The sequence below is a fragment of the Phenylobacterium sp. genome (assembly GCF_036402295.1).
Classification (GTDB): domain Bacteria; phylum Pseudomonadota; class Alphaproteobacteria; order Caulobacterales; family Caulobacteraceae; genus Phenylobacterium.
Genome location: NZ_DASWTE010000002.1, coordinates 1 through 2,328, shown reverse-complemented (window position 1 = coordinate 2,328; position 2,328 = coordinate 1). Strand labels below are relative to the sequence as shown.

Genomic DNA, 2,328 nt, shown 5'->3' with positions numbered 1-2,328 from the left:
CTTTCAGGCGGTCGCGGGCCATGGGGCTACTCCTTGAAATGCCGGGGCGTGGCGTCAGCGCGCCAGCCAGCCGCCGTCCACGGGGACGATGGCGCCGTGCATATAGTCCGCAGCGCGGCTCGCCAGGAAGACCGCCGCGCCCGCGAGGTCCTCGGGCGTGCCCCAACGGCCCGCCGGAATGCGCTCCAGGATCTGGCGATTGCGCACTTCGTCGGCCTGCAGCTGGGCGGTGTTGTTGGTGGCGAAATAGCCGGGGGCCAGACCGTTCACGTTGATCCCCAGGTGCGCCCACTCGTTGCAGAGCGTCTTGGTGATGCCCGCGAGCCCGCTCTTCGAGGCCGTGTATGACGGCACGCGCAGCCCGCCCTGGAAGCTCAGCATCGAGACGACGTTGATGATCTTGCCGCCCCGGCCATCGGCCACCCAGCGCCTGGCTACCGCCTGGCTCAGGAAGAACACCGTCTTCAGGTTGGTGTTCATCACCGCGTCCCAGTCCTCTTCCGTGAAGTCGAGGCTGTCGGCGCGGCGGATGATGCCGGCGTTGTTCACCAGGATGTCCAGGCGGCCCGCCGCGGCATAGGCCTCGAAGACCACCCGCTCGATCGGTTCGGTGGTGAAGAGGTCGGCCTTCACCTGGAACAGCTTGCGGCCGGCCTTCTCGACCAGCGCGGCGGTCTCGTCGGACGCGCTGCGGCCCACCGCGACGATGTCCGCGCCGGCCTGCGCGAGGCCCACGGCGATCGCCTGGCCCAGGCCCGTGTTGGCGCCGGTGACCAGCGCCGCCCGGCCGGTGAGGTCGAAGGGATTGCCGCTCATTTCAGCTGGCAAATGTCGAGGACGTTCATGTCGGTGTAGTCGAGGTTCTCCCCGCCCATCGCCCAGATGAACGCGTAGTTCGAGGTGCCCGAGCCCATGTGGATCGACCACGGCGGCGACACTACCGCCTCGTCGTTGGCCATGATGATGTGGCGCGCCTTCTCGGGCTCGCCCATGAAGTGGAAGACGCGGTCGTTCTCGCCCAGGCCGAAGTAGAAATAGACCTCGCTGCGGCGGTCATGCAGGTGCGGCGGCATGGTGTTCCACACGCTGCCGGTGTTGAGGATCGTCAGGCCGAGCAGCAGCTGCGCCGATTTGCACGTCTGCGGCACCACCAACTGGTAGATCGTCCGCTCGTTCGACGTCTCCAGCGCGCCGCGCTCCAACGGCACCGCGTCGGCGATCGAGAGCTTCTTGCTCTCGAAGGCGGCGTGCGCCGGCGTCGACACCAGGTAGAAGCGCGCGCCCTCGCCGGCGAAGGTCACGTCCTTCGCGCCCATGGTCACATAGAGGCAGTCGCGCGGCGCGAGGTCGTAGGCGATCCCGTCGACCGTCACCGTCCCGGCCGTGTCCGAGACGTTGACCACGCCCAGTTCGCGGCGCTCCAGGAACGGGTGGCCCTTGGCGCTCTCGGGCTCGGTCTGGTCGGGCAGCTTGACCGCGGTCTTGCCCGGCGCGGCGCCGCCGACCACGAAGCGTTCGTAGTGGGTGTAGTTCAGCACCACCTCGCCGGCCGCGAACAGGCCGTCGATCAGGTAGCGCTGGCGCAGGGTCGCGTTGTCGACCCCTTCCATCATGTCGGGATGGGTGGCGTGGTAGATCCGCTTGAACACGTCGTTCTCCCGTCAGGCCGGCTCGGGCGCGCGCTGCGCCGCCGGCTCATCCAGCTTGTAAGCCCGCTTGGGCAGGTTGTAGGCGAGGTCGACGACGGTCTCGGCCGCCTCGACCTCCGAGATTCGATGCTCGGCGACCAGCCGCGCGAGGAAGCTGGCGTCCACCCGCCGGGCCACGTCGTGCCGCGCCGGGATCGACAGGAACGCCCGCGTGTCGTCGTTGAAGCCGACGGTGTTGTAGAAGCCCGCCGTCTCGGTCGTCTGCTCCCGGAACCGGCGCATGCCCTCCGGGCTGTCGTGGAACCACCAGGCCGGGCCCAGCTTCAGCACCGGATAGTGCCCGGCCAGCGGGGCCAGCTCCCGGGCGTAGCTGCTCTCGTCCAGCGTGAAGACGATGATCGACAGCCGCGGGTCGTTGCCCAGCTTGTCCAGCAGCGGCTTCAGGGCGCGGACGTAGTCGGTGCGCGTCGGGATGTCGGCGCCCTTGTCGCGGCCGAACGTCCCGTGGAGCCAGCGGTTATGGTTGCGGAAGCTGCCGGGGTGGATCTGCATGACCAGCCCGTCGTCCAGGCTCATCTTGGCCATCTCGGTCAGCATCTGGGCGCGGAACAGCTCGGCGTCGGCCGGCATGAAGACGCCGTCCAGCACCTTCCGGAACAGCGCCTCGGCCTGGGCCTCG

The 2,328-nt window shown here is 68.7% G+C and carries 3 protein-coding genes; all 3 read right to left on the bottom strand.

What is annotated here, in order from left to right; genetic code table 11:
• Nucleotides 1-54 precede the first annotated feature (54 nt).
• Complete coding sequence (gene kduD / locus VGD44_RS00030) at nucleotides 55-816, bottom strand: 2-dehydro-3-deoxy-D-gluconate 5-dehydrogenase KduD (protein WP_331082559.1); 762 nt, start codon at nucleotides 814-816, stop codon at nucleotides 55-57.
• Nucleotides 813-1,649, bottom strand: a complete 837-nt coding sequence (kduI, locus tag VGD44_RS00025) for a 5-dehydro-4-deoxy-D-glucuronate isomerase (protein WP_331082558.1) — start codon at nucleotides 1,647-1,649, stop codon at nucleotides 813-815. The genes kduD and kduI overlap by 4 nt, the downstream gene beginning before the upstream one ends.
• Before the next feature lie 12 nt (nucleotides 1,650-1,661).
• Nucleotides 1,662-2,328: glucuronate isomerase (locus tag VGD44_RS00020; RefSeq protein WP_331082556.1), on the bottom strand; the 667-nt coding region annotated here is incomplete at its 5' end.

Coding starts and splice junctions, on each gene's coding strand:
- kduD (WP_331082559.1), bottom strand. CDS start 816: ATGAGCGGCAATCCCTTCGACCTCACCGGCCGGGCGGCGCTGGTCACC.